The sequence below is a fragment of the Caldicellulosiruptor obsidiansis OB47 genome, assembly GCF_000145215.1.
In the GTDB taxonomy this organism is placed as follows: domain Bacteria; phylum Bacillota; class Thermoanaerobacteria; order Caldicellulosiruptorales; family Caldicellulosiruptoraceae; genus Caldicellulosiruptor; species Caldicellulosiruptor obsidiansis.
The window spans coordinates 747,749-773,064 of sequence record NC_014392.1 but is presented as its reverse complement, the minus strand read 5'-3'; the positions used below and the strand labels follow the sequence as shown (position 1 = coordinate 773,064).

Below are 25,316 nucleotides of genomic sequence, written 5' to 3'. Positions count from 1 at the left end.
TTTGAATCACCTCAAATTAAAGAAGGATTTATGGACGCCTTTCAATCACCCTGTCAATGATACCATATTTTAGTGCTTCTTCTGCTGTCATGAAAAAGTCACGGTCTGTATCGCGCTCAATCACTTCAATTGGCTGACCGGTCCTCTCTGACAGGATTTTATTTATTCTATTTTTTATCTTTAAAATCCATTCTGCATGGATTTTTATATCTGTTGCCTGACCGCGAACACCACCAAGCGGCTGATGTATCATTATTTCGCTGTTTGGCAGGGCAAACCTCTTGCCTTTTGCACCTGCCGCAAGCAGGAACGCGCCCATTGATGCTGCCATCCCAACACAGATTGTTGAAACATCAGGTTTTATATATTGCATTGTGTCATAGATTGCAAAACCCGCTGTAACAGATCCACCAGGTGAGTTTATATAAAGGTAAATGTCTTTGTCAGGGTCTTCAGCTTCTAAGAAAAGAAGCTGAGCAACTATAAGTGATGCAATATCGTCTGTAATCTCACCGCTGAGGATTACTATCCTGTCCTTTAAAAGCCTTGAATATATGTCATATGCTCTCTCGCCACGGTTTGTCTGCTCAATAACTATTGGAACAAGTGCAGACATAATTTTTACCTCCTTTTTTAAAAAACAAAATTTGCTAAAAACTTCATTTAATTTTCCTGATTTTCGCCTTGAACCCCTTCACTTATAATTTTAGCATTTTCGTAAATAAAATCTATAGCCTTATTTAGGATTATACCCTCTTTTATATATTCAATATCATCTTCAGAAAGTCTTTCTTTGAGCTTATCAACTTCCAAATTATACATCTTTGCAAGTCTTTCAAGCTCTTTTTGAAGCTCTTCATCTGTAGCCTGGATATTTTCTACCTTTGCAATCTTTTCCAGGATGAGGTTATTTCTTACAGCCTTCTCTGCTCTTTCTCTAAACTGGCTTCTAAATTCAGCATCAGTCTTTCCTATAGCTTGCAGGTATCTTTCGTATGTCATGCCAAAATACTTCAGGTTTCTTGCAACATCTTCAATATAATAATTTATCTGATTTTCAATCATTGGTTCGGGAATATCTATTGATGTATTTTGAGCAATCTTTTCTAAAATTGCATCAATCATCTCGTCTTTTGCTCTTTGGTCATTTTTCTCTTTAATTCTATTTCTTATACTTGCCTTAAGTTCCTCTAATGTCTCAAATTCACTGACATCTTTTGCAAACTCATCATCAAGTTCAGGAAGCTCTTTCACCTTTATATCCTTCACTTTTACCTTGAAAGTTGCCTTTTTACCAGCAAGCGAAGGTTCCTGATAATCTTCAGGGAATGTTACCTCTATTTCTTTTTCCTCACCCTTGTTCATACCAATAATCTGCTCTTCAAACCCCGGTATAAATGCGTTAGAACCTATTGTAAGCTCATAATCTTGAGCAGCACCACCCTTAATCGGTTCTCCATCCACAAACCCTTCAAAGTCTATTGTAACAATATCCCCTTGCTGAACAGGTCTTTCAACAGGAACAAACCTTGCATTTTCCTCTCTTAAGTGTTCAAGCTCGTGTTCCACCTCTTCTTCTGCAACAGGATATTCGATTTTCTTGATTTCAATTCCTTTATACTGACCAAGCTCAAATTCAGGTTTTACATACACTTCCGCCCTGTATATAAAATTCTTGTCCTTTCCAACTTGAACAATATCAACTTCTGGCCTTGAGACAACTTCAAGTTTGCTCTCTTCAATCACTTTTGGATATGTCTCATTTAAAACATAGTCAATAGCATCATCATAAAAAACCTCTTCGCCATAAGCTCTCTCTATTAAAGACCTTGGAGCCTTGCCAGGCCTAAAACCTGGAATTTTGAAATATTTTGCATTTTTCAGGTAAGACTTCTGAAGACCTTCTTCAAACTTTTCAGCCTCAACCTCAACCTCAATTATTGCTTTGTTTGTTCCTTTTTTTTCAATTTTAAACTCCATCCTAATCCTCCCTCAAAAAATTTATTTTAAATTTTTTATTGCTGTCACTCTAATAAAAAGTTATATTTTAACTATGATATTGTAGCATAAAAGTTTTCATTTTAAAAGTAGCTTTTAAAACTTGAGCTCGAATAGATGTAGAGATATTTGCCGAAGCAAAAAGATGATGAATACTTTTTAATGATTCATGCTCAGAGAGGCAAAAGCAAAGAAGAATTTATTCATAAGAACTCAAAAGTAGCAGGACACATGAATCTTTTTCAGCTCCCATTGCGGTAAGGGAATGAATGTGAGAACACCATTTAAGACTTATTAAAGAAAATAGAAATTTTTCATTCTCTATTCTGTAATAAATTAGGTAGTAAATATGCCTTCATTATGTGTAAAAAAATTTAACACTTTGTATAAACACCTAAAAGTTGTATTTCTGGCAATGAATTTGAGTATACTGTAGCATGTTTGCATCAAGTTTGCAAGGGTTTAATCCAGCAAAACAGCAAGAATTCGAATAATGAGTACTGCAAGCATGAGAAGAAAAATAATAACTTCTGGAAGAAGCATTTTTAAAGTTTGAAGCTCTTTTTGAATACAAAACCTTGCTGTTTTCTTTTGCATCTAAAAACACCCCTGAAAAAACAAAAAGCCACAAATAGCTCCTTGCCAGCTACCTGTGGCTAACTTTTTTTGATTGTGGAATTATTCGCAGCTTCTGAGTTGTGTCTTTATTACCTGTAGAGTTTTAAAAACTCTTCTAGACTTATCCCTGCCTGTTCCAGAATACTTTTCAATGTTCCCCTTGCAACTTCTTCATGCATTGGGATAATCACAATACTTGTTGGATTCTCTTTCTTTAGCTTGAAATGACTGCCTTTTTGTGACACTTCTCTGAACCCGGCTTTTTTGAGCGCTCTTATTATTTCCTGTGGCTTTAGTACAGGGTATTTTGGTGACATTTATATTGCCACCTCTATGGTAGTTATTAGCGGTGGCATCTGTGGTTTTTGTATCTCTTCTCCTTCATAGTAAAGTTCAAGAGCTTCTTTTAAATTGGCTATTGCTTCTTCGACAGTTTTCCCCTGTGAAGCTACACTGTTTTCTATGCATTTGGCGATATACCAGTTGTCTTCTTTGCTTACTACTACTGTAAACAACATAACAAACTCCCCTTTAAGCCTCAAAGTTTTTTGCTTTCAACTTTTATTATACCACACAAAAAAACGAAAACCACAGCCTTTTGCTGTAGTAGTTTTTATTTTAACAGGAAGTTAAAACAAAATTGTGTCCACTGTATAATTAGTATTGAAATAATCATCAAAGGGGGCTACTTAAAATGAATAAAAACGAAATTATTGAGACTGCTAAAAACATGGCAAAAGAAGCAAGTATTAAATATGTATTGCTTCCTGTGATGATCCTAACCGCCCAGCCCTAAAGCAACAAAAAGTAAAACCTGCTCGATTGCTTTATGTTATCAGAAAGATAAGTAGCCTTGCTAAAAACGAAAATGACAAAAGCAATGGTTATTCAAAAGTGAAGTTAAGGTAATTGTAAGAGCAAATTTGCTACTTGCAATGCCTGCCTCGGTATCGACTTTGGAATGGTAAAAAAGACATTTTCAGCATATACGCTTTCTTCGGCAAAGAAAATAAGGCTTACCTAAATGAAAGTTTTTGACCATTAATTGCAAGAGGGCTAAAAGAGATTCTAATTGTCATATGCGATGACTTTCCTTAATATTTATGAAAAGGCAAGAAGTAAACTCAGATGGATACTTTCAGCTGCCTGTATCTTAGAAATTAATATTTACTTACAGGAAGAGAACTTACGCTATGCAAAATAGAAAAATGGAGTTCCCAGCATTAGAAAATGCATCAATAATATAACCTAACTCTATAATTTACATTATAAATTGGAAACACAAAATTCTTGATTAGTCTTCCCTATGTTCTTATTCTTTATCCAAATTCTTACAAACACATTATAAAAAGCTACAAAGTTTCACACTTAACTTGTATGTGAACAATTTTTTTAATTATAACTGGAATATAATGGTATTAATTTATTGTATGCACAAGTTGAAAAGTATATAATTTGATTATAAGGACATTTCCGAATTTACAAGAACATTTGGGAGGGAATATTTGAAATGATTCAGAATATGCCTGAAGTTAAGCCTGGAATTGTGGCAGTCAGCAGAGACTGTTTCCCCATCACACTTTCTGAAAAAAGAAGAAAAGCGGTGGTTGAAACGTGCAAACGTCTTGGCATTGACATTTTTGAAGCAAAGACAACAGTAGAAAATGAAAACGACGTTTTAAAAGCTTTAGATGAACTTAAAGTAGCAGGCGTAAATGCTCTTGTTGTATATCTTGGAAACTTTGGTCCAGAAGGACCTGAAACAATGCTTGCACAAAAGTTCGACGGACCTTCTATGTTTGTCGCAGCAGCCGAAGAGACACAAGAAAATCTGTTTGATGGTCGTGGCGATGCTTACTGTGGTATGCTAAACGCTTCGTACAATATAGGTCTGAGAAAGCTCAATCCCTATATCCCTGAGTATCCTGTGGGCGATGCAGAAGAAGTTGCAAATATGATTGCACATTTTGTAGATGTTGCAAGAGTTGTGATAGGAGTAAAGAACCTAAAAATCTTCAGTTTTGGACCACGTCCTCAGGATTTTCTTGCATGCAACGCACCAATAAAACCTCTTTATGACCTCGGCATAGAGATAATGGAAAACTCTGAGCTTGATCTGTTTGAGGCTTTCAACAACCACAAAGACGACCCGCGTATACCTGAGATTGTAAAACAAATGCAAGACGAGCTTGGCACTGGTAACAAACACCCAGGTATCTTGCCAAAGCTTGCTCAATATGAGCTCACCTTGATGGACTGGTATGAAAAATACCGCGGTAGCTGCAAGTTTGCAATATTTGCTAACAAGTGCTGGCCAGCTTTTCAGACACAGTTTGGATTTGTTCCTTGCTATGTGAATGCAAGGCTTGCATCAAGAGGTATTCCTGTGGCATGCGAGGTTGACATATACGGAGCACTGAGCGAATATATAGTTACACTTGCAACACAGCTTCCTGCAACAATCCTTGATATAAACAACACAGTGCCAAAAGATATGTATGAAGCAAATAAGGATAAATTCAAAGATTACAAGCTAACAGACCTTTTCATGGGATTCCACTGTGGAAATACTCCAATTTGCCATATGAAATATGCAGAGATGAGATACCAGCTTATTATGCATAGACTTTTAGAACCTGATAAAGAACCTGATATCACACGCGGAACACTTGAAGGTGCAATAAAACCTGGAGAAATAACAATATTCAGACTTCAATCAACAGCTGACTGTTTGCTCAGGTCGTACGTTGCACAGGGTGAGGTAATTGACGTTGACCCACGTTCGTTTGGAGGAATTGGTGTTTTTGCAATAAAAGAAATGGGTAGATTCTACAGATACGTTTTGATTCAAAAGCGGTTCCCGCACCACACAGCAGTTGCATTCAAACACATCGGAAAAGTTCTATTTGACGCAATGAAAATGCTGGGTGTTGATGACATATCGTTCAATCAACCAGCAAATATGCTCTACAAGGATGAAAATCCGTTTAAATAATTGCTGATATAAAAAAGGCTGCAGTGGGTTTTATATAATCCAAAACCGCAAACTGCAGCCTTTTTTGTTTTTATATCCTACTTTTCAACACCTTCTCCTCGTACTCCTTTACTTTGTCAAGCCAGCTGTTCCCAACAGGGATGTTACTTTCATAACAGAATTTATTCCACACAGCACCAAATGGTAAAGTTTTAAACTCTTCTAAAAGCGCAAGCCTTTTTCCAAAATCTCCTTCCTCTTCAGCTTCATTTAAAAGATGTGTTGGTTCAAGCAAAGCATACAGAATTGATTTTAAAGCAGCTCTTGCACCTGTAACCCAAGCAATAATCCTGTTTATACTTGCATCAAAAAAGTCCAGGGCAAAAAATACTCTGTCAAAAGCGTCTGCTCTTTTTACTTCCTGCGAAACAGACACCACTTCATCGTTTAGCACAACAACATGATCGCTGTCCCATCTCATACCACGACTCAAATGCAAAAGTACTTTTTTTGAAAATGCTAAAACTGACGAAATCTTGTCAGCCACACTTTCTGTTGGATGGAAATGTCCAAGGTCAAAACAAATTGCTATATCGTGCTTGCTTGTAAAAACATAGCCCATGTAAAATTCATGAGACCCAACAACAAATGCCTCAGACCCAATTCCGAAAAGCTTGCTTTCAACAGAATCAACAAGATAAGTTTTGTCAACAGATGCTGAAAATATCTCATCTAAAGATTCTTTTAAAATCTTCCTGTGCTCATACCTCTTTGCTGTAAAGTCTTTTGAACCATCAGGAATCCATATGTTATTTATACAGGTCTTCTTTAGCTCTTTCCCTATCTGGGATGCAATTTCTCTTGATTTTATACCATGTTCTATCCAGAACTTCCTGATCTCTGTATCTGTGCTTGAGAGTGTGTATCCTGACTGTGCTTTTGGATGGGCAAAAAATGTGGGATTAAAATCAATCCCTATATCCCTTTCTTTTGCCCACTTGAGCCACTTTTCAAAGTGGTCAATTGAAAGCTCATTCCTCTCAACCTTTTTCCCATCTGTCTCAGCATATATAGCGTGAAGATTTACCTTGTGTTTGCCAGGAATGAGGCTCATAGCAAACTCTAAATCAGACCTGAGTTCATCACCATTTCTCGCTCTGCCAAAATAATTTCCTGTCGCTAAAATCCCGCCACCGCCCATGCCTTTTGTTGCTTCTTCAAAACCCGTCACATCATCGCCCTGCCAGCAGTGAAGTGAAATACTAATTCCTTTCATCTTGCTTAAGACTTCATCTGTGTCAACACCAAAGTCCTTATAAACCTCTTTTGCCCTTTCATAATCAGCAAGAATCTTTTCGTAATCTAAGTTCATAAAAAACCTCCCCTCTCTTTTCTTTCAATACAGAATCTTAACACCGCAATCACGGGCAGCTTTTTCAATATCTTCTGGAAGAGCTTTTTCGCAAACCCATATGTCAATCTCATCAAGCCTTGCATATGAAAATGGCATATTCCTTCTTACCTTTGAAGTATCCATAAGCATCACTACTTTCTGACTCTGCTCAATTATCCTTTTTTTGAGCTCACCTTCATATGCATTTGAAACACTAAATCCTGTTTCAAGACAAAATCCTGACGCGCTCATAAAAGCAATGTCAATGTTCATTCTATCAAGAGAAAATATGGCGTTTGGACCAGACACTGATAAGGTGTTGCTGTTGACAATTCCTCCAAGCATCACAACAAAGACATTCTTCTTTTTCGCAAGTTCAAGTGCAATGTTAAGTCCGCTTGTGATGATTGTGAAATTGCTATCATCGATAATTTTGGCAAGACACATGATAGTAGAACCTGCGTCGAAATATATTGACCTGTTTTTTTCAACAAGTCCCTTTGCAATATTTGCAATCTTCATTTTTGCTTCAATATTTTCCTGAGCACGTTTTGAATATTCGTCTTCCTGGCCAGTTAGTTGCCACAACTTTTTTGTGCTGATAGCACCACCATGCGTCCGAATGAGGTGTCCTTCCTTTTCAAGCGCAATCAAGTCGCGTCGTAGCGTCATTGTTGATACGTCGGGAAAAAATTCTTTGAGTTTCTGAAGCTGGATTTCCCCTTTTTGTTCTAATATAGAAAGAATTTTTTGTTTTCTGAAATCATTCACAACACCACATCCCAAAAATTCATCTTGGGTTTAAAAGTATTATATACCAAGTCTGTTTATCCTTAAAATCTCATTTGTTGTGAAGTTGTTCTTTGGCACATGCCCTTTGAGCGGCATAATCCTTTCATGAATTGCATCAATAATCCAGTCAGCTTGCGGAAAGAAATAGTTTTCAAATTCGTATGCAGGAACAATCCAGTTTTTGGAGCCAACTACAACAGGCGGCGCATCCAGATAGTCAAAGGCAAGGTCAGCAATCGTTGCTGCCATGTCTTTCAAAATTGAGCCCCTTGCACATGCGTCAGATGTTAGTACAATCCTTCCTGTCTTTTTGACAGATTCGATCACCTTTTCATAGTTAAAAGGCACAAGCGATCTTGCATCGATGATTTCAGCGCTCACTCCATACTTTTCTTCCAAGATTTTGGCTGCATCGAGTGCTCTGTACAGCGTTGCCCCAACTGTTAGAATTGTAATGTCCTTACCTTCTTTTTTGATATCAGGTTCACCAATTGGAACCTCATAATATCCTTCTGGTACACCCTCTTTGTGAAAAAGCTCTCCAATATCATACAGTCTTTGGCTTTCAAAAAATATCACTGGGTCTGTGGAAGACAGTGCGCTGTTCATAAGACCTTTTGCATCATAAGGTGTGGCCGGGAATACAACTTTAAGTCCAGGAATGTGAGAGACAATAGAAGTCCAGTCCTGAGAATGCTGTGCGCCATATTTTGAACCAACAGAAACCCTCACAATAACAGGCATCTTTAATGTCCCTGCGCTCATTGCCTGCCATTTTGCAAGCTGGTTGAATATCTCATCCCCCGCCCTTCCAATAAAATCACAGTACATTATCTCTACAACAACCCTGCCACCACACATACCATATCCAACTGCAGACCCAACTATTGCACCTTCTGAGATACAGGTGTTAAACAGTCTGTGGTATGGGAGCGACTCTGTAAGTCCTCTGTAGACCGCAAAAGCTCCGCCCCAGTCGCGCAAGTCTTCCCCGTATGAGATAAGTGTCGGGTCTGTGTAGAACTTATCAAGCAGCGCTTCAAATATTGCGTCTCTGAGATTGAACACCTTTGCCTTTGGAACAGGTTTTCCGTCAATAATCCCAACTCTTATTTTGTTCTTTATTTGTTTTACACGCGGATTCTCTTCTTTTGGAATCAAAACCTCAGGAGTTCTGTCTTCCATCTTTTCAATCCTTTGATTTGAGAACATATATTTGGCTATACCATCAGGGTCTTTCACAAGATTTATTCTTGGTGAAACATTTTCATCAACAGCAAGTGCACATATCTTTGTTATAAGCTCTTTTACATAGCTTTGAATCTCCTGTATCTTTTCTTCTGTCACAATGCCTGCTCTGATTAACTCATCCCTATAAGTTACAATTGGGTCCTGAACTGCCCATGCTTCAATCTCCTCTTTTGTCCTGTAAGAAGATGAGTCAGATGGTGAGTGGCCTGTGAGCCTGTATGTGACAATATCTAAAAGAACCGGACCTTGTTTTTGTTCAAGCAGGTATTTCTTTCTCTTCATTGCATCAATTACAGCCAGTGGATTGTAACCGTCAACACGCTCTGCATGCATCTGTTCAGGATTAACACCTGCTCCGACCCTTGCAAGCATGTCATATCCCATTGTCTCACCGCGTGTCTGCCCACCCATAGCATACTGATTGTCCATAAAATTGAAGATTATTGGAAGACCACCTCTGTACTCCTCATCCCATAGTTTTTTGTACTGGTCCATTGTAGCAAGGCACATAGCCTCCCATACAGGTCCACACGCCATCGAACCGTCACCAATATTGACAACAACAATGCCATTTTTCTTATTGATTTTCTTAAACAAAGCTGCTCCTACTGCAATGTCAGCAGACCCGCCAACAATTGCATTGTTCGGGTAAATTCCAAATGGTGGAAAGAACACATGCATGGACCCGCCAAGACCTTTTTGAAACCCCGTCTCTCTTCCAAATATCTCGGCAAGCGCACCATACAAGAAAAAATTGACTGAAAGTTCTTTAATGCTTGAGATATTTTTTAAGTTTTCTTCCACAACTCTAAGTATTGCTCCATCAAAATAGCTCTCCATGATTTTTAAAAGTTCATCGTCACTGAGTTTTTCAATTGTTGAAAGACCTTTTGCTATAACCTCTCCATGACTTCTATGTGAACCAAATATAAAATCATCTTTATCCAACACAAAAGCCTGCCCTACCGCTGCTGCTTCTTGACCAATCGATAGGTGTGCCGGTCCTGGATAGTCATACTTTATTCCATTGTATTCTCCTGTTGTTTTTATTAAAGAAAGCATTGTCTCAAATTCGCGGATTATAAGCATGTCTCTGTAAATTCTAATCAGCTGGTCATCTGAAAAGTTTTGTCTCTCCTCTTCTAACGTTCTGTTATATTGGTTTACAGGAATATCAAAAAATTTTATCCAGCCACTTTTTCTTACTTCGTTTGGGTCAATAAACTGTGACTTTGGCATCTTTAAAATCAACCTCCCCCACAAATTCTATAGTTCAAATATGACCTCTCTTATAATTTCGCTAACTGTCGGATGTGGAAATACAATATCTTTTATATCCTCAACTCTCAATTGCATCTCAATCATAATACCAACACCGTAAATTATTTCTGAAGCGTAGTTTCCTATCATGTGACAGCCAAGTATTGTGCGTTTCCTTTTATCAATCAATATTTTGCAAAGTCCATCAAATTCTTCATTTTCAGCAACAAACCTCCCACTGTAAAGCATGGGAAGTTTTATAACTTCATATTCTAAACCTTTTCCTTTTATTGACTCTTCACTTTCACCCACCCATGCAACCTCCGGGTTTGTATATACAACAGAAGGAATAGAATTGTAGTTTACTTTTACTTTTCTACCTAGTATATTCCATACAGCAACTTCTGCTTCTCTGTATGCTGTATGAGCAAGCATGAGCTTGCCGTTTATATCCCCTGCAGCATACACCTCTTGGACATTGGTCTTCATTCTATCATCTGTTTTTACACACCCTTTCTCAAGCTCAACTCCTATGTTTTCAAGTCCAAATCCTGTGATATTTGGCCTTCTCCCGACGCTTAGCAAAACCTTTTCAGCCTCTTTTTCAAAAAACTTTCCATCTTTTTCATACACCACTTTTCCTTCATCAATCTTAGTAACTCTTGCTGAAAGTTCAAACTCAACTCCCTTTTTCTTGTATATTTCAAGCAGTATATTAGAAATTTCCCTGTCCATGCTGCCGCCAATGTGGTCAAGCATTTCAATCACAGTCACTTTTGAACCTGCCGAACTGAAATATGATGCTATCTCAAGCCCAACAATTCCCCCACCAATCACAATCATCGATGCTGGCACACTTTCAATCTCCAGGATTTCTCTGTTGGTCAACACAAAACCTCTTTCAAGCGCCTCTTTCACACCTTCAATCAGTGGAATAAAAGGCGAAGAACCGGTGGCAATCAAGAGCCTATCTGTGGCAAATTCTTTATCCCCCACCGCTACAATATATCCTTTGCTGCTTCTTCCTAAAATCTCTCCATGACCACTGAGTATTTCAGCACCACTTTTTCTGAGCTTACTTTTTATTCCTGTCACAAGAGTTTTTATTACTTTGTCTTTTCTTTCAAGTACCTTTTTATGGTTTAACGTAATATCTTTTACTTCAACACCATATTTAAAACCGTGCTTTGCTCCTTCTAAAATCTTTGCACTATAGAGTAAAGTTTTTGTAGGAATACAGCCTTCATTGAGGCAAACACCCCCTAAATACCTTTCTTCTATTAACAGTGTTTTGAGCCCTCCTTTTGAAGCCCTTTCTGCTGCCAGATACCCCGCAGGTCCACCACCTATGATAATAAGGTCGTATTTCATTCTTAGTTTTCACCCTTTCTTCAGAATCAGAGTGCCAAAAGCAAATCAAAGTTTTCTAAAAGCTCCTTTAAATCCTTCAAAAACCTTGCCGCATCGGCTCCATCTAACGCTCTGTGATCAAACGTTAGTGACAACCCCATTGCAGGGTAGAATTTTATCTGTCCATTTTCTTCCTTAGACCTCTGAACAATTGTATTTACACCCAAAATCCCTGTCTGAGGAGGATTTAGGACAGGTGTAAAACTTTCTATACCAAAACTTCCTAAATTGGTAATAGTGAACGTTGCACCTTTTAAAAGGTCTGGTGAGATTGTTCCTTTTCTGCAAAGGCCAATTAGCTCCTTTGCTTCTTTTGAGATTTGACTTAAGGTCTTTTGGTTACAGTTGAATATTGTTGGTACCATAAGACCACGCTCTGTGTCAACTGCAAACCCAAGATGAACATTCTTGAAATATCTCATTTTATCATCCAAAAAATGGCTATTGAGCAATTTGTGTTTTGGTAAAACCCTTGAGACAGCAAAAAGGATTATATCGTTTATTGTGATATCCTCAAGCTCCAGTTTTTCTCTGTTTTCTTTCACTTTTTTCCTGAACTCAAGGATTTTACTTGCATCAAATGATGTGTGTAATGTCAGCTGAGCTGTTGTGGTAAGAGATAGATACATAGCCTTTGCGATAGCCTTTCTGATATTTGAAAGCGGCACATCTTCATATTCTACATTCTGCCCAGAAGACTCAGAAATTTTTGAGACATAGCTTTCCTGCTTTGCCCTTTCAATGTCAAAAGTTGTAATTCTACCACCAATGCCAGTTGGCTCTAAAATTTGAACATCTTCAACTTCTTTTGCTTCCTGTGTTGCCGCACTTGTAAACACTGGCCCTGATTCAAAAAGTTTCAAAATGTCTCTTTCAATTATTCTTCCATCTGGCCCTGAAGGTTTTGCAAACCTAAAATCAACATTTAATTTTTCAGCTAAGTTCTTTGCTCTGGGTGAAATTTTTATTTTCCCTTCAATTGGAGAATAGTGCTTTGAAATCTTTGTTTGAGTTTCCCCCGGGACATCTTGCTCATACGTCTGGTGTGAGATGTGAACTTTTTGGACTTCTGAGGAAGCCTTTGGATTGAAATGTTGCACATCCTCACCAGGTTCACCAATCACACACACATTAGTTAAGACAGGAACTTCTTCACCTTCTTCGAAGAAGATATCAAGAAGTACACCACTTACCTTTGCTTCCTCATCAAAACTCGCCTTGTCGGTCTCATAAGAAAATAAAAGGTCGCCAACTTCAACCTTATCACCTTTTTTCTTATACCACTTTGTAATTATACAACTTTCAACAGTCTGTCCCTGTTTGGGCATTATTACAGGTGTTGCCATATTAATGACCTCCATTTGACCTGTTTATTTGTTTCAATAGATTTGATATATTTTTTCATCTATCATGTTAACTTTTTTCATCTCCAATTTAATAGTATCATTTTGTTTGTTTCTTGTCAATGTTGTTTTGATTTTTGCATTTCTAATTTTATATTTTGTGGACATTTTCAATTATATCCTTTGCATTTTCTGCCATATATGAACTTCTCACAAGAGGACCTGACATAACAAACTTAAATCCAATTGAAATTGCAAATTCTTTGTACTCTTCAAAGGCATCTGGATGAACAAACTCAACAACAGGATGGTGATTTTTGGAAGGGGATAGATACTGTCCTATTGTTACAAAATCACACTCTGCTTTTCTTAAGTCTTCAAGCGTCTTTTTAACTTCATCTTTTGTCTCACCAAGTCCAACCATGATACCCGATTTTGTAAATATATTCTTATCAATCTCTTTTACCATCCTCAAGACATCGAGCGACCTTTTATAACTTGCCAAAGGTCTTACGCAGGGATATAACCTTTCGATGGTCTCTATGTTGTGTGCAACAACATCGGGTGAAGCTTCTACAACCTTTGAAACTGATTCAAAACTACCTTTAAAGTCAGGAATTAGAACCTCAATCTTAGTATGTTGACTTTTTACTTTTATGCTTCTAATGCACTCTGCAAAGTGAGAAGCTCCACCGTCTGGCAAATCATCCCTTGTAACAGAGGTTATAACAACATACTTTAGTCCCAATGCACCTACAGCATTTGCAACCATCTCAGGTTCATCACTATTTAAACACTCAGGTTTCCCTTTCTTGACATCACAAAATGTACAGTTTCTAGTGCATATATCTCCCATAATCAAAAAAGTAGCAGTTTTTTTTGAAAAGCACTCATAAATGTTTGGACACTGAGCTTCTTCACACACCGTGTGAAGAGAAAACATTTTTAAAATTTCTATGACATCATCTATTTTTTGATCTGCCTTTACTCTTATCTTCAGCCAATCAGGCTTTTTTAGATAGCTCATATTTACATACCTTCCTGCGCTTGAATTTTTAGCAAATCGAAAAGTTCTTCTTTGTCCAAGATATTCAAACTCTTGCCGAAAACCTTTCCAAAATAAGTCTGAACCTTATCCACCACATCTTCAAACCGAATTGTGCTTCCAATCAGTCTTTCTAAGGATGTAACACCTCTATCTTTCAGTCCGCACGGGACAATCCACGAAAAGTGTTCAAGATTTGTATTTACATTGAAAGCAAACCCGTGCATGGTTACCCACTTTTTAACTGCTATACCTATAGCAACTATCTTGTCATTGCCAACCCAAACACCCGTGTATTTATCTTCATCCCTGCGCGCTATAATTCCAAACTCTTCTTTTAAAAGTCTTATAAAAACCTCTTCTAAAAGATATACAAACTTTTTTATATCTCTATCTGTCAAAGCTAAATCAAAAATTGGGTATCCAACAAGCTGACCAGGACCGTGGTATGTCACATCCCCACCACGGCTTACCTCAAACACCTTGACACCCATTTTCTCTAAAAATTCCTCTGACACAAGGATGTTTTTCCTACTGCCACGTCTTCCTATTGTGATAACATGAGGATGTTCAAGCAGCAGCAGAGTGTCACCAATCTTTTTCTCAACCCTTAAAGACCAAATGCTCTCTTGAATTGAAAGAGCTTCCTGATAGTCTACCTTTTCTAAATAACAAACATTTATACACACTTTGCATATCTTCCTTTCATCCTTGCCAATATCCAGTTTTAACTGTCAAATCTTTTTAGCATTTGTCAAAAGAAAATCTTCTGCCTCTTTGCACCAAAGACCATTATTTCTTTCAACAATCTTTGCAAGCTCAGCAAAAAGAGGATTTTCTTTGCCTTTTTCTTTGAAATCTTCTATTGCTACAAGGTCAAGCTCTATGTTTGTGTATATAAGCTTTTTTCCGCCAGGGATTTTGGGAAGATTTAGAGTTGTTTGCGCCACACAGTTAAGCCCTCCAATATGAGTAATCATTGCAGCGGGATTGACAACACCTCTTGCCATCAAATCAAGCGCTTCAATCATGTCATCGGTATTGCCACCACTTGTTCCAACAACGTGCGTTGAGTTGTAGTGGACATTGTAAAAATTCAAAAGTGCTGAAAAATTAGGGTCGCTCGGTCCTGCAAAAAAGTTTAGACACCCATCTCTTGCAAGAATCTTGTCTGCAAGTTCAACAAGTTCTCTGACTGGTGCAAAGACAAAGACATCATCAAAACCTCTGCCATCAGTAAATGAAAGAAGATAATTCTCAACATTATCTATATTGGCAGTATTGACATAATAAAGGTCAACACCATGCTTTTTAGCATCCTCTTGAGTATATATCGAGGCTGCTCTATCTAACCTTTCCTGGTTTATATCTGTCACAACAAGCAGCTTTGGCGGTTTAGGTCCATGCACAGCATAGTCAATAGCCCCCAGCCCCATTGGACCAGCACCTGCTAAGATTGCCATAAAACCGTTTTCTAATGTACCCATCTTGTGTATATACTTGCCGGGCTGGGTGTGATAGCTTGCATGAAATGCACCAATAATACACGACATTGGTTCTGCCAGCGAGCCATAAAAGAATGCATCACCCTCATATTTTAAAAGACAGTTTTGCTCCATCACCTCATTCGGAATAATGATGTATGTCGCATCACCACCAATATACTGGTATGAATATCCCGGTGCTGCATATGGATTGTCTTTGAGGTTCAGCGCAGGCTGAACCGTGAATTTGTCACCTGGCTTGAACTTGTCCTGCCACTTCTTACCTACCTCTACTATTTGCCCGCAAAATTCATGACCTATTATAACAGGGTTTTTATCTATGTCTTTTGGTACTCTTTTGTGCTCGCTTCCTTGTATTGCTGCCTTGTAAGATGACATACAAAGACTATCAGAAATTACTTTTGCTAAAATTTCGTTTTCTTTTATTGGTGGAAGCTCAAATTCTTCAAGTCTCAAATCGTTTTTGCCATATAATCTCACAGCTTTTGTCTTCATTTTTATATCCTCCTTTATAAATCAAAATCTTATCTATAAATATCAATGCTATTATAAGATAATGATAATACATCTTGGCCAAAAAATCAATAAAGTCAAAAATAAATCAAATTGATATAGACATAAACACAACATATATTGTATAATTAATTGTAGACAAAGCAAAAAGACAACATGTTAAAACAATATCAAAGGGGGTTATATAAATATGAATTGCAAACGATTAGAGGGACAGGTTGCAATTGTTACAGGAGCAGCTCAGGGGCTTGGTGAAGCTTTAGCAAGAAGACTTGACAAAGAAGGATGCAAGGTTGTTGTTGCAGATATAAACCTTGAAGGTGCTCAAAAAGTGGCAAGCGACCTATCTGAAGCCATTGCTGTAAAGTGTGATGTTACAAACGAACAAGAGGTCGAAGCAATGGTTGACAAGACAATTGAAACTTTTGGCCAGCTTGATTTGATGGTTGCAAATGCTGGAATACTAATTGCAAAGCCTATTACAGAATTTTCGCTTGCTGAGTGGAAAAAGGTAATAGATGTAAACCTCATTGGATACTTCTTGTGTGCGAGAGCTGCAGCAAGAGTGATGATTCCACGCCGAAAAGGAAATATAATCCAGATAAATAGCAAGTCTGGAAAGAAAGGGTCATACAAAAACTCTGCGTACTCCGCATCAAAGTTTGGTGGCATTGGTCTTACTCAGAGCTTGGCACTTGAGCTTGCAGAGTACGGGATTAGAGTAAATGCTATATGCCCGGGAAATCTGCTTGACTCACCTTTGTGGGTAAACAGCCTTTATGAGCAGTATTCCAAAAATCAAGGACTTACACCAGAACAGATAAGAGAAAAGTATTTGAGTCAGGTACCTTTAAGGCGTGCATGCACATATGACGATGTTGCAAATGTATTAGTATTTTTAGCATCTGATGAAGCAAGCTACATGACTGGGCAGGCTATAAATGTAACAGGTGGTCAGGAAATGAGATAAATCTTGAAAAAGGAGCAAGATTGGAAACATGGCACAAGTTGAGTTTGCTCTTGAAAAAGAGCTAAATCATGAATATAAGGAGAGAAGACTTGAAGCTCTCTCTGTGTTCTTTGAGCTTGTCAGGCAAGGCAAGATTGCCCTGCCACCAAAAAGTAGCGTTATTAACAATCACATACATACATTTTACTCATTTTCCCCATATTCTCCTTCAAAGGCAATTTACATGGCAGCAAAAAGCGGTCTTCCGACAGCAGGCATAATGGACCATGATACCATAGCTGGTGCTCAGGAATTCATGGCTGCTGGTAAATTAGCAGGTATTGCAACAACAATTGGTGTTGAGTGCAGAGCTGACTTTTCAAAAACTTTGCTTTTTGGCAAGAAGATAAATAATCCTGATCAGCATTCAATTGCTTATGTTGCAATTCATGGAATTCCACATAACCAAATTGAAACTGTAATGAACTTTTTTAAGCCGTACGTGGAGAGGAGAATGAAAAGAAATAGACTGATGGTAGAAAACATTAATAGCCTTCTTTCAAAGTACGAAATTTTTTTGGATTTTGAAAAGGATGTTGTGAGTATTTCAAAATATAGTGAAGGAGGCACTGTCACAGAAAGACATATACTTTTTGCTCTGGCAAAAAAACTTGTTGAAATACTTGGAAAAGGAGAGAAACTGATAAGATTTCTTAAAAATGAGCTCGAAATTGATATTAACCCAAAAATAGAAAGCTTTCTCAATGATGAGCAAAATCCTTTTTATGAGTATGACCTTTTAGGTGCCCTGAAGAGCGATTTTACTCCAAAGTTCTACATAAATGCCACAGATGAGTGCCCTGATATAAAAGAGGTTGTAAAGTTTTCGTATGAGATAGGTGCAATAATTGCATATGCCTACCTTGGTGATGTTGTTGATTCTGTCACAGGCGATAAAAGGAGCGAAAAATTTGAAGATGATTATCTTGAACTTCTGTTTGAGGTTTTAAATGAGCTTGGCATAAAAGCAGTAACATACATGCCCTCAAGAAATACTCTTTCCCAGCTCAAAAAAGTCAAAAACTTATGTGAAAAATATAACTTTCTCCAGATAAGCGGAGAAGACATAAACTCTCCTCGCCAAAGGTTTATATGTGAAGCTTTAAAACAGGATGAGTTCAAGCATTTGATAGATACTACATGGGCTTTGATTGGACATGAGATAATGGCAACAGAGGACAAAGAACTTGGATTTTTCTCAGAAAAAATGCAAGAAAAGTTTCCAAATTTAGAAAGAAGAATTGAATATTTTAAATACATTGGCATTAAGATTTGTTCCCAATCCAATTAAGAGTGATCATCTTTAAACAAAAAGGCAACAAGTGGTCTTTGAGAAAAAACATCCTCTTGTTGCCTTTTTTATTTTGCCATTTTCTTCAAAAGCTCTTTTCTGTATTTTTCACTCTCCCAATTTTTGATATACTCTGTTTCATCTTCTGACATAGTCTTCATAGTAAGACCTAATTTGCTGATTTTAGTTATCACATAAAGATAAGCAAGAAGGGTCTCTTCAATGGCAAGTGCTTCTGAATAATTTGCATTGTATACAACACAGCCTTTTTGTGGATTTAGTTCTATCTTTGGATTTTCTGTGTACAAGTTTGAGTTTATATAAACAAGCTGGTCAGGATAAAGAGGATACTTTTCAAAGAAGTCAATTTCAAAACTTTCAGACTTTATAAAATCTAAAATAAACCTTGTTCTGCTCTGGTATTTGTTATTCCCAATTTGTTTTAGCACAGCAGAAGGATATCGCCCTCTTATTTTGAACCACCTTTTTATCAAAAGGTTAACCCTTTCATGCACCTCATAGACTTCTTTCAAATTATCTGAAGACACAATAAGTCCATGATTTTCCATGAAGATTACCTTTGTTTTTTTATCTTCAGCTGACAAGTTCATAAGTTCGTCTGCAATTTTAACAGTCAACGAAAAACCAGGATTAATGTAAGGTATCCAGATAAAGTTAAAATTTTCATCTTTAAATATTTGGTAGCACAGCTGCTTGCCTTCATATGAACAAGCTAAGATATTAGCATACACAGAATGAGAGTGGATGACGTACCTGTCAAGGATTGAGTGAAACCCTACCTCCACCGATGGTCTTAAAACCTTGCCAGGAAAACTCAAAACGCTTTTTTGAGCAACTTCTAAACTCTCTTTTTCATAATCTTTAACCAGCGAAAGATTGACACTTTCATAAAAGCTTTTTATTTTTTCGTAGTCTACAATCACATATCCATCATCTTCTGCCACCTGGTCAAGCCTAAAACCAGATGCTTTTATTGCCATATATCTTGAATCAAGCTTTACAGAAATGTTTCCCCCGCCACCCTGAACATAGTCAATTTTTCTGCCAATCTTCTGGCACAGCCATACAAGCTCATGCAAACTTTTACCTTTTTCCATCTCATCATCCCTTTCAAAATATTTTTTTACAGTTTAAATGCTCTTTCTATTTCTTCGATTTCCTCTTGGCTTATTAGCACAACATCACCCAATCTTCTTGCATCTATGATGGCCTTTGCAGTGAACTCAAGTACCTCAAGCTTGTCAAATGCATCTAAAAGGTCTTTACCAACAACAATTACACTGTCATTTTCTACAATCACGGCTGGAGTCTCTTTAGAAAACACATCTGCAGTCATTTTTGGCTGCATAAATGATGAACCAAACGGAATCTTTTTAACATTTCTGAGAGAAATATAAGTTTCGGGTATTGTTTTTGAATCAAACTCATTATCTGTCACTGCAAAAGCCATTATATTCGGCGGATGAGCAATGATTATAGCATTGACATCTGGATGCTTTTCATAAATATACTTGTGCAAAAGCACTGACCTGCTCGGCCTTTTTCCAGCCTCCTTGTATCCATTTTCTATCCTAACAATATCTTCTGGCTGGATGTATTTTCTATCCACCATGTATGGTGTGATAATAAAAGAATTGCTACTAAGTCTTTGGGAAAATGTTCCTTGCGTGCTTGTAAAAAGTCTCTGGTCATATGCCCTGTGGATAAGTTCACACATCTTCTTTCTTGAGAGTCTTTCGAAACTTGAATATGTCTTTGGAATGAACTCATCCATTTGAATATCCTGTTTTGCTTTTGAAATCTCAATGTCTTTGGGTCTAAGTGATTTAGGCTCACCAATAAGCTTTGCTCTTATCTCAAGCTGAGCACAAAAATCAAGCGTTTCAAACGCCATAAACGCTTTGAAAAGGTTTTCTGCACCTACAACAATCCCGTGGTTTGCCAAAACAGCTGTTGATACCCCTTTTTTGAATGTATCAGCTATCTTTTGACCAAGCTCAGTGCTTCCCGGCAAAGCATAGTCAACAAGCTCAACTTCGCCGCATATGAGATGAACATTCGGAATCAGTTTTGTATTTGGAATTTTGCGTGCAAGCGAAAACGCCATAATCGCCGGTGGATGCGCATGAATTATTGCTTTTATATCAGGCCTTGCACGGTATATCATCTCATGAAATGGAAGTTCAACAGAAGGATTGTGTTTGCCGATTATTTCTCCATCTTCTTTTACCTGGATAATATCGCTACTTTTTAAACTTCCCTTGTCTATCCCAGATGGTGTAATCCAGATATCGCCATTATCATCTTTAATTGATATGTTACCGCCAGATGTTGTTGTCATACCATAGCCGTATATTCTCTCCATTATCATAACTATCTGGTCGGCTGGATGTAGTAGTTCAAATTTCATAATTTGTGCCCCTCTCTACAACTAATATTTGTGCAGTTTTGTATTTATGTTTACTCGTGCTTGATTTTTTAAGTCAAAGTTAAATAGTTTTGCTTTTATGTGTTTTTATATTTGATTTTGATGTCTTTTATTAATTATTATAATACAACTCAGATATTTTGTCACTATCATTTATCTAAAATTTAAACTAACCAGATTGCTAATTTAATCTATAAATTGTTTACAAGATTATTAAAAATTTGCAAAAATTATTTTAAAACAAACCACTGCCAGAAGACTCTCGGCGATATTTCTCTTGCGCAAAGGTTTTTCATGTGCTATATTTTTAGCTAAATGCAACAAAGCTTCTGCAGTTTTTGAAGCAACTTTTCTAAAAGGGGGCGCAAGATGAAAAGCAACATCTCTCTCAAGAAAAATCTAAATATCTGGATGGCACTATCCTTAGTTGTGGGAATGGTAATTGGTTCAGGGGTATTTTTCAAAGCAACACCTGTTGCAAAGTACTCTGGAAGTTTTACTTTTATTTTTTTGCATGGCTTTTGGGTGGAGTTATGTCACTGTGCGGTGCCCTTGTTGCTGCTGAGTTTTCAGCAAGGTATCCTCACACAGGCGGGCTTTATGTCTATCTTGAAAAGATTTATGGAAATGAAATTTCTTTTTTGTTTGGTTGGATGAACACTCTAATTTATATACCGGCCATACTCTCTGCATTATCTGTTTTGTTTGCAGACCAAGTATCAAGTATGTTAAATGCAAATCAGATGGTACATGATATTTTAGCTTTGAGTATCTTGACAGCAATAGTTATAATCAATGTTATAGGCAACAAATATGGCGGAGCTCTTCAGCTTTTGGCAACAGTTTTAAAACTAATACCCCTTTTTCTGATTATTCTTTTTGGTCTCATAAGACCTATTGAAGCTGAAAATTTTGCATCTTATGGACATTTTACAAAAAATTTCGGACTTGCAGTTTTATCTACACTGTGGGCTTACGATGGCTGGCTCTCTGTGCCAAATGTTGCTGGAGAGATGAAAAATGCCAAAAAAATCTGGTTTTGGTGCTCATATTCGGAATGTTATTTGTCATAGTGGTTTATCTTCTTGTAAACATTGCTTACATTAATGTCATTGGAATTGGAAAGCTTGCAACAGTTGAAAACGCTATAAACCTTATTTCTGAAAAGTTATTCGGTCAAATTGGAAAAGTTCTAATATCACTTGGTATAATTATTTCCATTGTTGGAACCTTAAATGGTTTTGCCCTGACAGGTATAAGAATTCCTTATGCCATGGCAACAAATCAGCGATTTATTGCAAACAATGTATTTTCAAAGCTTCATCCTCGTTTTGCAACACCTGTGAACTCAAGCATACTTGTTTATATTCTCTCGCTCTTGTATATTTTCACACGAAGCTTTAACAGGCTCACAGATCTTGCTATGTTTTCAACGTGGATATTCTATGTTCTGTTTTTTACTGGAATATTTATCAAGCGAAAAAGAGAAGGAAAAAACAAGGAAGGGTACAATACATTTCTGTATCCTATAACCCCACTTGTTGCAATCTTCAGTGGTTTGTACGTTCTTGTAAACAACATATTCTCAAACCCTACAGACTCAATTTTTTCTGTTTTAATTACTTTACTTGGCCTGCCTGTATATTTTCTATTTGTGAAGAAGAAAATAAAAAAATAAGGCTCTTCGTGAGGGAATCCACACAAAGAGCCTTTCCTTTTATTTTATATTTTTCATCATCTCATCAAGTTCTTTGAACTTCCTCCCAAATTCTTCCCAGTTGCCTTCCTGCAAAGCTTTCTTAGCATCCTCAAATATGCCTTTTAATTTTGAAAGTTGCTGTGAAAAGTTCTGAAGCTCCTGAGTACCTTGTTGCTGCTGCGGCGTTTGCAGCTCTTGTGTAGTTTGTTCAAGCTGCTGTCCAATCAGCTGTGAAAGAGCATCATTTAAACTCATTCCCATAACAACTTTTCCGTTGCAGGCTGCAATTACTCTTTTTACCTCTGGCAAAGCTGATGCGTTGTCAGATGCAATATAAATAGGTTCGATATATAAAATCTTCTGGTTTATTGGCAGTGGCAACAAGTTTCCTCTTATTACTTTAGACCCTCCCTGATTCCAAAGAGACAAATCTTTTGAAATTTGTGGATCCTGGTCAATCATATTCTCTACCTGAAGCGGACCATACACAGTTGAGCCTTTCGGAAACTTGTAAAGCACAAGCTTCCCATAATTTTCTTGGTTACTTTTTGCTGCAAGCCATGCAATCATTGTATTGTATTTTAGCGGGGTAAACGGCACCATTAAAATCATTTCTTCTTGTTGCGAATCTGGAAGTTTCATTACACTGTAATACGGCGGAATGTAGTCAATAGAACCGTCAGGCGTTTTGTGCTTCCCAAAATCCCATAAATCTTCTTTGTTGTAGAACACATTAGGATTAGTCATGTGATATCTTTTCAAGATGTTTGTCTGGACAGTGAAAATATACTCCGGATATCGTATGTGCTCGGCAATATCCTTTGGAATGTCTCCTTTTTCAAAAAGCTGAGGATATATGCTCTTGTATACATTCACAATCGGGTCGCTTTTGTCAACAATGTAGAACTTTAAGGTGCCATTGTACGCATCAATTAAAACCTTTACAGAGTTTCGGATGTAATTAAAACCTTCTTCGATTGGCTCTGAATATGGAAAATAACCTGTCTTTGTATACGCATCTAAAACCCACACTAAACGGCCTTTCCCATCAATCAGGATATACGGGTCAGGGTCAAACTCCAAAAACGGCGCAACCTTTTTTGCTCTTTGGACAATATTTCTGTTTATAAGAAGTTTGCTGTTTGAATTTATCGCAGAGGAAACAAGAAGCCTAAAATCTTTGTATACATATGAAAATATCAGCCTGTTTAGCGGTGTGAGTTTTATTCCGCCCTGACCATTGTATCTGTAGAGCTTGTTTGAATCTCCTTCTGGATAATCTATCTCATCAACTTTTGTGTTGACTATTACATACGGGTCTGTCTTTTCTCCATAGTAGATGCGCGGCTGGGTAACTTTTGGTGCACCATCTAAGCTTTTTATCGGAATGTCTTTTATAATGAACTTTGGCTGACCTTCTGGTGTTACCTCTGTCATCAGACTCATAACAACCCCATATCCATGTGTGTACTGAAACTTTTGATTTATATATGTCTTTGTAGGAATACCATCGTAGTTTATCTCTCTTGCAGAAATAAACACCGATTTTATCCTGCCGTTGATGGTGTATTTTGCAATATCTGCATCATTGAAGATATAATATTGTTTAAACCGCTGAATCTGGTTTTGAATGTCCAGCGTGGTCGAAAAATCTGTTATTCTTATGTTTTCCACCGTTGCCCTGTTTTGCTCTAAGTCTTTTGCAGTTATGTTGTTGGATGTGTCAACAGGGAAATACTTTTCTTCTATGTTTTCCAAGTTGTAAGCAAGCCGTGTAAACTTTATATTCTTCTCTAAAAATGGCCTCTCATACACCTGCTCGTTTGGCGATACAACAAAATATTGGAATCCTGCAGCAACTAATGTCCCTAAAATTCCCCAGGCAATATAAGAAAGCATTACTTTCCCCACGGTTGAGTACTTGCCTCTTATAAAAAAGTAAATGCTAAGTGCAATAATCACAATTAAAACTATATAAGATAGCTTAAAGTAATTCATCCTAACATAATAATCTGTATAGCCAACTCCCACAACTTCTCCAAAGAAAGAGTACAAAAGTCCTTCCATTTCGTACTTTAAAGTAAATATTTTTACAACAAATATGAGTATGAGGTTGAAAAATATGTGGAATTTTACCTTTTTATCAGATAGAATATTCCACGAACTGGTTCTGCTAACAAATGAAGCTGTGTAGAGTATTATATATAGCGTCAGTGTATATATACACACAAATATCATAAAGAAAAAGAGAAAATTTACTACAGTTAGAAAAAATGGTCTTTCAAATACATAATAACCTATGTCTTTTTTGAAAATGGGGTCCTTGATATTAAAAGGCTTAGAATGTGTCAATGTTAAAAACTTTATATAAAGATTGTTCTCTAAATATTTACTTGTCACAAGCGCCAAGAAAAGTGAAAGAATTATGTTAAGAATGTTTTTCTTTAAAAAACCAATTTTCCCTACAATTCTTTCTATATTTTTTTTCACAATTGCATTGTTAATAAAAAACACAAAGAACAATATAACAAAAGAAATTATCTGCACAGAAAGTTTTACATAGAAATTTTTCCAGAATACACTAACAAAATTCTTACCAATCTCTCTTATCTGGATTAACTCCAAAAACAAATCGAATGCGATTGAAAATGCAATAGCAATCAAAATTAGCAGTGCCAAAACAAACCCTATTCTTTTTAAAACCTTTTTTGTCTTTTCCTTTTTGTAATCATAAATTATTCTATCTGCCATCTTCGAACAAATCCC

21 protein-coding genes and 2 pseudogenes are annotated in these 25,316 nt (G+C 37.0%); 7 read left to right on the top strand and 16 right to left on the bottom strand.

Features of this window, described 5'->3' with window-relative positions:
• Positions 1-28 precede the first annotated feature (28 nt).
• Positions 29-616 (bottom strand): ATP-dependent Clp endopeptidase proteolytic subunit ClpP, encoded by a 588-nt coding sequence (gene clpP, locus COB47_RS03250; RefSeq protein WP_013289979.1) that lies wholly within the window; start codon positions 614-616, stop codon positions 29-31.
• A 47-nt stretch (positions 617-663) separates the two neighbouring features.
• Entirely contained in the window at positions 664-1,980 is a 1,317-nt protein-coding gene (gene tig / locus COB47_RS03245) for a trigger factor (RefSeq protein ID WP_013289978.1), read from the bottom strand.
• 162 nt (positions 1,981-2,142) lie between these two features.
• Here tig and COB47_RS12535 point away from each other — a divergent pair.
• Positions 2,143-2,376 (top strand): annotated as a pseudogene (locus tag COB47_RS12535) (IS481 family transposase); the annotation flags it as partial.
• An 84-nt stretch (positions 2,377-2,460) separates the two neighbouring features.
• On the opposite strand, the gene COB47_RS12755 reads toward COB47_RS12535, so the two are convergent.
• The 3 genes from COB47_RS12755 to COB47_RS03235 all read right to left on the bottom strand — a co-directional run bounded on the left by COB47_RS12755 (position 2,461) and on the right by COB47_RS03235 (position 3,134).
• A complete protein-coding gene (locus COB47_RS12755; protein ID WP_272941043.1) occupies positions 2,461-2,595 on the bottom strand; it encodes a hypothetical protein in 135 nt (44 codons plus the stop codon).
• 110 nt (positions 2,596-2,705) lie between these two features.
• On the bottom strand, positions 2,706-2,933 hold the full coding sequence (locus COB47_RS03240; protein ID WP_013289977.1) for a type II toxin-antitoxin system HicA family toxin: 228 nt from the start codon (positions 2,931-2,933) through the stop codon (positions 2,706-2,708).
• The gene (locus COB47_RS03235) at positions 2,934-3,134 is read right to left on the bottom strand and encodes a type II toxin-antitoxin system HicB family antitoxin (RefSeq protein WP_013289976.1); all 201 of its coding nucleotides are present in this window, start codon (positions 3,132-3,134) and stop codon (positions 2,934-2,936) included.
• A gap of 176 nt (positions 3,135-3,310) precedes the next feature.
• On the opposite strand from COB47_RS03235, the pseudogene COB47_RS12965 reads away from it, so the two are divergent.
• Both COB47_RS12965 and COB47_RS03230 read left to right on the top strand, forming a co-directional pair.
• Positions 3,311-3,651 (top strand): annotated as a pseudogene (locus tag COB47_RS12965) (hypothetical protein); the annotation flags it as partial.
• A gap of 475 nt (positions 3,652-4,126) precedes the next feature.
• The gene (locus tag COB47_RS03230) at positions 4,127-5,611 is read left to right on the top strand and encodes an L-fucose/L-arabinose isomerase family protein (protein WP_013289975.1); all 1,485 of its coding nucleotides are present in this window, start codon (positions 4,127-4,129) and stop codon (positions 5,609-5,611) included.
• Between the two features lie 70 nt (positions 5,612-5,681).
• Here COB47_RS03230 and COB47_RS03225 read toward each other — a convergent pair whose 3' ends face one another.
• The 8 genes from COB47_RS03225 to COB47_RS03190 form a co-directional block, all read right to left on the bottom strand.
• A complete protein-coding gene (locus COB47_RS03225; protein WP_013289974.1) occupies positions 5,682-6,962 on the bottom strand; it encodes an L-rhamnose isomerase in 1,281 nt (426 codons plus the stop codon).
• Between the two features lie 24 nt (positions 6,963-6,986).
• Complete coding sequence (locus COB47_RS03220; protein ID WP_013289973.1) at positions 6,987-7,754, bottom strand: DeoR/GlpR family DNA-binding transcription regulator; 768 nt, start codon at positions 7,752-7,754, stop codon at positions 6,987-6,989.
• Between the two features lie 39 nt (positions 7,755-7,793).
• Positions 7,794-10,265, bottom strand: a complete 2,472-nt coding sequence (locus COB47_RS03215; protein ID WP_013289972.1) for an alpha-ketoacid dehydrogenase subunit alpha/beta — start codon at positions 10,263-10,265, stop codon at positions 7,794-7,796.
• A 27-nt stretch (positions 10,266-10,292) separates the two neighbouring features.
• Entirely contained in the window at positions 10,293-11,657 is a 1,365-nt protein-coding gene (gene lpdA, locus COB47_RS03210; protein ID WP_013289971.1) for a dihydrolipoyl dehydrogenase, read from the bottom strand.
• Between the two features lie 26 nt (positions 11,658-11,683).
• Positions 11,684-13,042, bottom strand: a complete 1,359-nt coding sequence (locus COB47_RS03205) for a dihydrolipoamide acetyltransferase family protein (protein WP_013289970.1) — start codon at positions 13,040-13,042, stop codon at positions 11,684-11,686.
• Between the two features lie 148 nt (positions 13,043-13,190).
• Positions 13,191-14,066 (bottom strand): lipoyl synthase, encoded by an 876-nt coding sequence (gene lipA / locus COB47_RS03200; protein ID WP_013289968.1) that lies wholly within the window; start codon positions 14,064-14,066, stop codon positions 13,191-13,193.
• A 2-nt stretch (positions 14,067-14,068) separates the two neighbouring features.
• Positions 14,069-14,773: a lipoyl(octanoyl) transferase LipB gene (gene lipB, locus COB47_RS03195; RefSeq protein ID WP_013289967.1), complete on the bottom strand. Its 705-nt coding sequence runs from the start codon at positions 14,771-14,773 to the stop codon at positions 14,069-14,071.
• A gap of 45 nt (positions 14,774-14,818) precedes the next feature.
• On the bottom strand, positions 14,819-16,084 hold the full coding sequence (locus COB47_RS03190) for a zinc-binding dehydrogenase (RefSeq protein ID WP_013289966.1): 1,266 nt from the start codon (positions 16,082-16,084) through the stop codon (positions 14,819-14,821).
• 208 nt (positions 16,085-16,292) lie between these two features.
• Between COB47_RS03190 and srlD the strand changes: the two genes are divergently transcribed.
• Positions 16,293-17,072: a sorbitol-6-phosphate dehydrogenase gene (gene srlD, locus COB47_RS03185; RefSeq protein WP_013289965.1), complete on the top strand. Its 780-nt coding sequence runs from the start codon at positions 16,293-16,295 to the stop codon at positions 17,070-17,072.
• Between the two features lie 28 nt (positions 17,073-17,100).
• On the top strand, positions 17,101-18,402 hold the full coding sequence (locus COB47_RS03180; RefSeq protein ID WP_013289964.1) for a PHP domain-containing protein: 1,302 nt from the start codon (positions 17,101-17,103) through the stop codon (positions 18,400-18,402).
• Between the two features lie 68 nt (positions 18,403-18,470).
• On the opposite strand, the gene COB47_RS03175 is transcribed toward COB47_RS03180, so the two are convergent.
• Both COB47_RS03175 and COB47_RS03170 read right to left on the bottom strand, forming a co-directional pair.
• Positions 18,471-19,520 (bottom strand): class II aldolase/adducin family protein, encoded by a 1,050-nt coding sequence (locus tag COB47_RS03175; RefSeq protein ID WP_013289963.1) that lies wholly within the window; start codon positions 19,518-19,520, stop codon positions 18,471-18,473.
• Between the two features lie 26 nt (positions 19,521-19,546).
• Entirely contained in the window at positions 19,547-20,833 is a 1,287-nt protein-coding gene (locus tag COB47_RS03170) for a class II aldolase/adducin family protein (protein WP_013289962.1), read from the bottom strand.
• A gap of 551 nt (positions 20,834-21,384) precedes the next feature.
• On the opposite strand from COB47_RS03170, the gene COB47_RS12530 reads away from it, so the two are divergent.
• Both COB47_RS12530 and COB47_RS12525 read left to right on the top strand, forming a co-directional pair.
• The gene (locus COB47_RS12530) at positions 21,385-21,924 is read left to right on the top strand and encodes an APC family permease (RefSeq protein WP_237698993.1); all 540 of its coding nucleotides are present in this window, start codon (positions 21,385-21,387) and stop codon (positions 21,922-21,924) included.
• Complete coding sequence (locus tag COB47_RS12525; protein ID WP_237698992.1) at positions 21,909-22,529, top strand: APC family permease; 621 nt, start codon at positions 21,909-21,911, stop codon at positions 22,527-22,529. The genes COB47_RS12530 and COB47_RS12525 overlap by 16 nt, the downstream gene beginning before the upstream one ends.
• A 39-nt stretch (positions 22,530-22,568) precedes the next feature.
• Here the strand turns inward: COB47_RS12525 and COB47_RS03160 are convergent, their stop codons facing one another.
• Positions 22,569-25,301, bottom strand: coding sequence for a UPF0182 family membrane protein (locus COB47_RS03160; RefSeq protein WP_013289961.1), 2,733 nt, complete (start codon positions 25,299-25,301; stop codon positions 22,569-22,571).
• Between the last annotated feature and the right edge of the window lie 15 nt (positions 25,302-25,316).